At 68.3% G+C, this 7,104-nt stretch carries 6 protein-coding genes; all 6 read left to right on the top strand.

From position 1 onward, the window contains the following. Positions 1 to 732 precede the first annotated feature (732 nt). The 6 genes from ACH45E_RS36100 to ACH45E_RS36075 all read left to right on the top strand — a co-directional run bounded on the left by ACH45E_RS36100 (position 733) and on the right by ACH45E_RS36075 (position 6,298). The gene (locus ACH45E_RS36100) at positions 733 to 1,500 is read left to right on the top strand and encodes a TnsA-like heteromeric transposase endonuclease subunit (RefSeq protein ID WP_361456969.1); all 768 of its coding nucleotides are present in this window, start codon (positions 733 to 735) and stop codon (positions 1,498 to 1,500) included. A 17-nt stretch (positions 1,501 to 1,517) separates the two neighbouring features. Further along, on the top strand, positions 1,518 to 3,584 hold the full coding sequence (locus tag ACH45E_RS36095; protein ID WP_361456966.1) for a transposase: 2,067 nt from the start codon (positions 1,518 to 1,520) through the stop codon (positions 3,582 to 3,584). Beyond that, positions 3,578 to 4,600, top strand: coding sequence for a TniB family NTP-binding protein (locus ACH45E_RS36090; protein WP_399042271.1), 1,023 nt, complete (start codon positions 3,578 to 3,580; stop codon positions 4,598 to 4,600). Before ACH45E_RS36095 ends, ACH45E_RS36090 begins: the two co-directional genes overlap by 7 nt. A 1-nt stretch (position 4,601) precedes the next feature. After that, complete coding sequence (locus ACH45E_RS36085) at positions 4,602 to 5,579, top strand: TniQ family protein (protein ID WP_361456960.1); 978 nt, start codon at positions 4,602 to 4,604, stop codon at positions 5,577 to 5,579. Between the two features lie 219 nt (positions 5,580 to 5,798). Next, entirely contained in the window at positions 5,799 to 6,062 is a 264-nt protein-coding gene (locus ACH45E_RS36080; RefSeq protein WP_361456957.1) for a hypothetical protein, read from the top strand. Next, the gene (locus ACH45E_RS36075) at positions 6,005 to 6,298 is read left to right on the top strand and encodes a hypothetical protein (protein WP_361456954.1); all 294 of its coding nucleotides are present in this window, start codon (positions 6,005 to 6,007) and stop codon (positions 6,296 to 6,298) included. Before ACH45E_RS36080 ends, ACH45E_RS36075 begins: the two co-directional genes overlap by 58 nt. The last annotated feature ends 806 nt before the right edge of the window (positions 6,299 to 7,104 follow it).

The following is a 7,104-nucleotide window of genomic DNA, read 5'->3' as shown; positions in this document are numbered from 1 at the left end:
CCTCCCCGACGCTCTTCCGATCCCATCGCGCTGCGCGCGATGCAAGCGAACTCGGGCGCTGCGCGCCCGAGTTGCGCTCCCGCTCCGCGTGAGCGCTGGCGGTTCGCTTCGCTCACCGCACAGTTTGCTTGCTTCGCAAGCAAACTGACACTCCCTCCGCTGCGCTCCGGGAGTGAGCCGGCCTGCGTTGCAGTCCTGTGCTGGACTCCGTCCAGCCAGAGGCTTCCGCTGCGCTCCAGCCTCGACCGCGCTGCGCGCGGCAAACGGGCCTCCGGCCCATGCGGCAGCAGGAGTAGGGGGCTGGCACATTCCTCTTCATGGACAACGGAGCGTTCTGGCGCATACTCGGCACTGCTAAGGACAGTGACGAACCGCTCGAGGCAGCGGTCGCTGCTTATCTCCGAGCTGACGCTTTCACGGCGGGCATGAGCTTGTCCTGCTTCAAAGCGTCCTGCTTCAAAACACAATCTGGATTGATTCTGGATCAAGGCCTCCGTGGCGGGGCGCCCGCGCAACGCTGTCGCCAACCCACTGAAACTGCGCAGTGCTCAATGAACCTGCGCAGCTCCGCAGTCAGCGGAAAGGCCGTGTCTACGACGCTTGTGGCTGATCAGCAGTCATACCAGAGCGGATGCTCGCTGTTGGCGTGTTCCAGGAGGTTTTCACCTGGTAAGGGGACTCTCTCGATCTGCGCATTGTGCAGGTACACCGGTCGGCTCTTCACTGACCGCCGTGAGCAGCACGAGCGGTGAGGAGCGGTCCAGGTGCGGCCGGGTGCGTGTGGGGGATGTCGATGTACGGTTCATCGGCTCGGACGGTCTGCTGGAGCAGCGGCGCTGGCTGGCGGCGGCCGCGGAGCTGGTGCCGACTGACTACGCACCGGTTGGTGGCTTCGCGGTACGCCGGGGCAAGCGGCTGGCCCCCGGATGGTGGTGGGCGGCCACCACGGGCCGGTTGGTGGCGTACGGGAGCGCTGCGATGCGGGACCAGTTGATGCTGCTGGACCGGGATCCCCAGGTGGTGGGTCTGGCGTGCCGTCCACTGGAGTTCGTGTGGCGGGACGGAGAGCGGGTTGTGGCCCATGCTCCGCAACTGGCTGCTCGTCGTGCTGACGGGGGACATGTGCTCGTTGACTGCCTCGGTCCGGGTGGCCAGCCACGCCGACTCGCCTGCAGGGAAGGAGTGCTGCGGGAGTGTGCCCAGGAGGTGGGATGGCAGTACCGGGTGGAGCCTGCTGCGGATCCGGTGCTGGTGGGCAACGTGCGCTGGCTGTCCGGTTACCGCCACCCCCGCTGTGCAGGCGAGATCCGCTCAGGCCAAATGCGTGACGTCTTCGCGTATCCGCGGTCCTTGGTGGAGGGGGCTACGGCGCTCGGCGATGTGATCCAGACGCTGCCGGCCGTCTACCACGGCCTGTGGAACGGGGAGCTGGATGCGGCGCTCGACCGGCCGCTCACCGATCGCACCCTGGTCGCCGCGGCCTGCGGGAAAGTGCGGTGAGCGGGGTGCGCCATGCAGTGGAAGTGGGAGATCAGGTGCGGTTCGCCGGCGGTGAGTTCACCCTGGCGGGACTGGACGGGCCTCGGTGCCGGATTGTGGGTGAGGACGGGGCGGTTCAGGTGCTGCTGCTCACCCAGTTGTACGCCGATGATGACTTCGAGGTGGTGAACGGCTGTGCCGAGCAGCGCCGGGCACCTGCGTGGGGACTGCTGGACGGCCTCGATGCGGACGTACGGGAAAGGGCACTTGCCTGGCAGCGGCACATCTGCGAGGTCGAGACCGGCCACCCGGAGCCTGGTGGGGCAGGGGCGCCACGGGAGCAGTTCGATCCGGCAGCGCGCAGCCTCGCCGAGCGGGAAGCGGCCAAGGCAGCGGAGCTCACCGCGCAGGGGCAGCCGGTCAGCGTGGCCACCGTCCGTCGGATGCGCGCCCGCTACCGCAAGCAGGGCCTGTGGGGTCTGGTCGACGGACGGGCCGCACGGGTGCGGTCGCCATGGGGGCGTGCCGACGAACGGGTGGTCGCCGCGATCAGGGCAGTTCTTGAGGCGCAGCGTGAGCGGTCCACCGGCACGCTGGGCCGGCTGCGTCGGCAGGTGGGCTGGCTGCTGGAGGACACCTACGGGCCGGGCGTGGTGGCGGTGCCGCCGGTGACGACGTTCAACCGGCTGGTGCGGGCGGTCGCCGACGGCCAGGGCTTGCTGGGCACTGCGGTACAGCAGCGCTGGCGTGTCTCGCGGCCTGAGCCGCCGTTCACGCCGACGGTTGTGGCGCGGCCCGGTGAGCTGGTCATGATGGACAGCACCCCGCTGGACGTCCTGGCCGTACTCGAGGACGGACGCCCCGGGCGGCTGGAGCTGACCATGGCCATGGACGTGGCCACCCGCAGCATCACCGCCGCCGTGCTGCGCCCGCGGGGCACGAAGGCGGTGGACGCAGCCATTCTGCTCGCGCAGTCGGTCGTGCCCGAGCCCTTGCGGCCCGGCTGGCCTGACGTGCTGGCCATGGCTTCCTCCGTGATCCCCTACGAGCGGCTCGTCGGCATCGATGCCCGCATGCAGGGGGCCGCGGCCCGGCCGGTGATCTTTCCGTCCACCGTCGTCGTCGACCAGGGCCGAGTGTTCGTCTCGCAGTGCTTCCTCGCGGCCGCCGAACATCTCGGGATCTCGGTCCAGCCGTGTCCGCCCGCCTCCGGCCATGCGAAGGGCCACGTGGAGCGCGGCTTCGAATCCGTGGGGACGCTGTTCGCGCAGTATGTGGCGGGCTACACCGGCTCCCATGTCGGCGAGCGCGGCCGACGGGTCGAGGACGAGGCGTGCTGGACCCTGCCCCAGCTTCAGGAACTGCTGGACGAGTGGGTGGTCAGCGGCTGGCAGGAACGCCGCCACAGCGAACTGCGCCACCCACTGATGCCGAGGCTGACACTTTCGCCCAACGAGATGTGGGCGGCCCTGATCGGGATCAGCGGGCACGTTCCCGTCCCGTTGAAAGCCGCGGACTACATCGAGTTGCTCCCTTCGCGGCGGTGTGCCATCGGCGCCGAGGGCATCCGGTTCGACTACCGCACCTACGACAGCACGGCGCTCAACGGCCACCGGCACCGCTCCACCGCGCCAGACGGGAAGTGGGAGATCCACTACAACCCCTACGAGCCCTCCCGCTGCTGGGTACGCCTGCCTGACGGGTGGGCCGAGGCGGGCTGGATCCACCGCACCCTGGTCAGCCAGCCCTTCACCGACACCGCCTGGCGGCACATCCGGACCGTCGTCGCGCAGCGCACCGGGCGCACCGAGCACGAGGAACACCTCGCCCGCGCCCTCGATGCGCTGCTGCGGCGTGCCGCAGCGACCACGGCCGACGTCCGTGAACAGCCGCACGTCCCCCGAGCACGCGGCGGCCGGGCCGCGTCCGGGACCGACCAGTTGCCGGCCATGTCCAGGCACATGGACACCGTGCTCGCCCCGCCACATGCCGACCTCATCGACGAAGACGAGCAGGAGCAAGACCAGACGGACGGGCAGCACGAAGGCATCGCCATCACGCCCTGGCGCCTGTTCGACGCCCACCAGGAGGCGCAGCGTTGGTGACCCTCGATACGCCGGCCACGGAGCACGCCGGTCCGTTCGCTTCACCGACCACCTGGACGGAGTGGATGCAGTTCATCGACGCCGAACCGGCGCAGCTGCCCGGCCAGGGGCCGTGGACACTCGACGAACGCCTCGACTACCACTCCCGGTTCGTGATCCTGTCCACCCCCGCCATGGGCAAGATCTCCCTCGCTTTGCGGCGTCTGATGATCCTCAACCGGCGCCACAACGGCACCGCCCGCCGCGGGCTGATCGTCTCCGGGCCGCCCACCACCGGCAAGACCACCACCCTCCAGCAGCTCGGCCGTTCCTTCCACCTCGCCGACCGAGCCCGCCACCAAAGCCCCGGCCGGCGGCTGCCCGTGGTGTTCCTGTCCGTACCGCCCGCCGCGACGCCGAAGATGCTGGTCTCCGAACTCGCCCGGTTCCTCGACCTGCCCATCGCGCCGCGGATGAACCAGGCCCAGATCACCGACGCCGTCTGCGGTGTGCTCCGGGACCTGGCCACCCAGCTCGTCCTGGTCGACGACGTCCACCTGCTCAACACCCGCACCCGTGCCGGCGCAGAGACATCCGACCAGATGAAACACCTCAGCGAACGCATCCCCGCCACCTTCGTCTACGCCGGAGTCGACGTCGACAAGTCCCCGCTCCTGGCCGGGAAACGCGGAGCCCAGCTGGCCGGACGCTTCAAACTCGTCACCAACCCACCCCTCGCCTACGGCAGCACCGCCCACACCGCGGCCTGGGAAGGCCTCATCGGCGGCATGGAGAAAGCCCTGCGCCTTCACCGCCACCGCCCCGGCACCCTCATCCGGCACGCCGCCTACCTCCACCAGCGCACCGGCGGCAGGATCGGCAGCCTCTCCGCCCTCCTACGCGAAGCCGCCATCGCCGCGATCCTCGACGGCACCGAGAAAATCACCAAGCAACTGCTGGCCGACATCGAAGTCGACCAACTCGCCGAACAAGCCGCCCGGCCACCAAAGCGCCGCACCACCGGCCGGCGCATCTGACATGCCGCCCACCCGCCGCCACCCGAGTCCGCTGCGCGTGGCTCCCATGCAGTGGGAGACCACCGCCTCCTACATCCAGCGCCTGGCCCGACGCCACCATCTGACCACCACCGAACTACTCCACGCCCTCGGCATCCCCACACCCCACACCCACCCGGAATGCACCAAGCCCGGCAGCCCCTACACCACGATCGAGCTGTATCTGAACCCCGCCAGCCGCCACCTGATCACGCAGTTCACCGGCATCGACACCACACACCTCACCCACGCACTCCCCCAGTGGAGCAGACACCGCGACAAATCCCCCACCGCACCACCCAAAGCCCGGCTCCGGCTCGCCCCCGTACACGCCGTCACCGGTTGCCCCCACTGCACCCTGACACGCACCGGCCACACCCACCCCGTCCAGCAGTACCGGCCCAGCACCGCCCTGATCTGCCGCCGCCACCGCACCTGGATGCTCGGCCCCCACGCCCTGAACGGAGAACCGTTCCCCACCGAACACGCGGACTTGACCCGCACGCCCGAAATCCTCGCCGCCCACCGTGAACACACCCGCCTGCTCAGACGCTGGGGCCAGGCCGCCGACCACGGCCTCACCCACGCCATGGCCCTCACCGAGCACTGGCGACGCACCGCACCAGCAGACGAACACATCTGGCCCGCCCGCACCCGCCGCCTCAGCACCACCCGCACCCGCCTGTGGTACGCCCTCGCCCGCGAAGCCATCACCTATCCCGAAACCATCGCCCTCGCCCAGCTCTTCACCCGCCACCCCGGCACGCTCCACGTCCTCCAACACACCGGCCGGCCCCACGCAGTCCACACCACCATCGCCGCCCTCCTCAACCGGGCCTGGCTGACCGACCCCGCCCACTACCCCCCACGGCCCACCACCCGCCAAAACCACAGCACCGAACTCACCCAACTCGGCTACACCAACCCTCGGACCCCACCCCGAAAACGGCCCGGGCCATAGACGCCAGCCGCAGCACGACCCATGTGCACTTCAGTCGGCGCCGGCACATCTGCGTTCGCACCTTGAGCCAATCCGCGGCGAAGACCCTCTCCCACGAGAGACCGGTAATGCCCGAGCGAGACGTCGGAGCGATGACCGTGGCGGCCCGTAGAGTGCACAGCGCCCGGCTGGAAAAACGGCGGCTGTCGGTGGCAGGGAGACAAACAGGAGGGCCTGCGGGTGGAGAACGTCAGGACGGGCGAGGAACGGGAGCACTGGGAGCTGCTTCCCGGAGTTGGCGTGGGACCGCTGCGGTTCGGGATGAGCCCGGCCGAGGTCGCCGACGCACTCCAGGTATCCGGACCTCGGGAACTGGTGGGCGGGCCATACGCACAGGAAGACTTCGCCGACGGGGTGAGCGTGTTCTACGACGCCGCAAAGCTGGCATGCGTCGCACTGGACGCGGCCACCGGCCCCAAGTCACCCTCGCCGATGTCCCGCTGACCGGGCGCGACCCCCAGCAGACACAGCAATGGCTCCTTGACCACGCCGCTGAACACGGGAACTGCCTGCTGTACACCCTCGACGGCTCACTCGCACTGACCGACCTCGGGCTCCTCCTGCGCTCGCAACAGGTCGGCGACATACACCTGACGCGTCCCCTCATCGTGATCGAGGAATGGCTGGAGTCGACCTACTACCGGGACCACCTGCCACTGGAACAAGCCCAGCCGGAGTAACTCCGGAGGCAACACAAGCCCGCGCTACGAGAGATCAACAGTCCCACACCGCCCAGAGCGAAAGACCAAACACCACAGCGACGCCGTCCACACCCCGACGACCACCGAAACTGCGCAGCATCCAATCAACCTGCGTAATGCCCTCACACACTGGCATACCACAGATCAAACACCCGGCCGACCGCCAACCCTGCTCACCATCACTGGGTGATCAAGCACCCAACCCCAACCAATACACCTGCACAGTCCCAGCTCACAGCCCCGCCCACTACGCAGAAAAACTGGTCCCTGACACCTGACACACCACCACCGCACGAGGATGACAGCGGTAAACCTCGCACCCCCCACTGCCAGCCCACCGACAACCGCAACCACACCGGAGAGACCTCCGCACAAACAGGCAAGCACACAACCAGCCGTCGGCCACCGTATGAGCCACAACCTTCCTCCGCAATCACCCAACCCACTGAGACAAACCGGCGGTAGCACCACTCCGGCGGTCAAACTCGTTGGCCCGTCAGACTCCGCGCCGCCCACGCGGGCAGACAACGACACTGCTGCCCGCCCGGGTTCGCTCACTGTATATAGAGGGCGCAGTCCTCGCGGGCCTCTGACCTGCAAAGACCGACGAAACATGGGAACCCTAGGATGCCGATATTGGCATCCTAGGATGCCAATACATGACGTCCATCGTCATGTCGTCTGGGGGTATAGGAAGGAAAGTGGGGGTGCGTGGGTTAAACCCCACCCCAATTACCCCCAGGTAAGATAGGGAGATCACAACACAGAAAACCCCTCCCGATAAA

The organism is Streptomyces sp. NPDC020299 (genome assembly GCF_044387825.1).
In the GTDB taxonomy this organism is placed as follows: Bacteria; Actinomycetota; Actinomycetes; order Streptomycetales; family Streptomycetaceae; genus Streptomyces.
The sequence above is the reverse complement of the archived record's forward strand: the minus strand, read 5'-3'. Positions and strand labels throughout refer to the sequence as shown.

What these genes read in the sequence shown, in the direction of transcription:
- ACH45E_RS36075 (WP_361456954.1), top strand. Translation starts at nt 6,005, where the DNA reads ATGCGTCGCACTGGACGCGGCCACCGGCCCCAAGTCACCCTCGCCGAT.
- ACH45E_RS36085 (WP_361456960.1), top strand. Translation starts at nt 4,602, where the DNA reads ATGCCGCCCACCCGCCGCCACCCGAGTCCGCTGCGCGTGGCTCCCATG.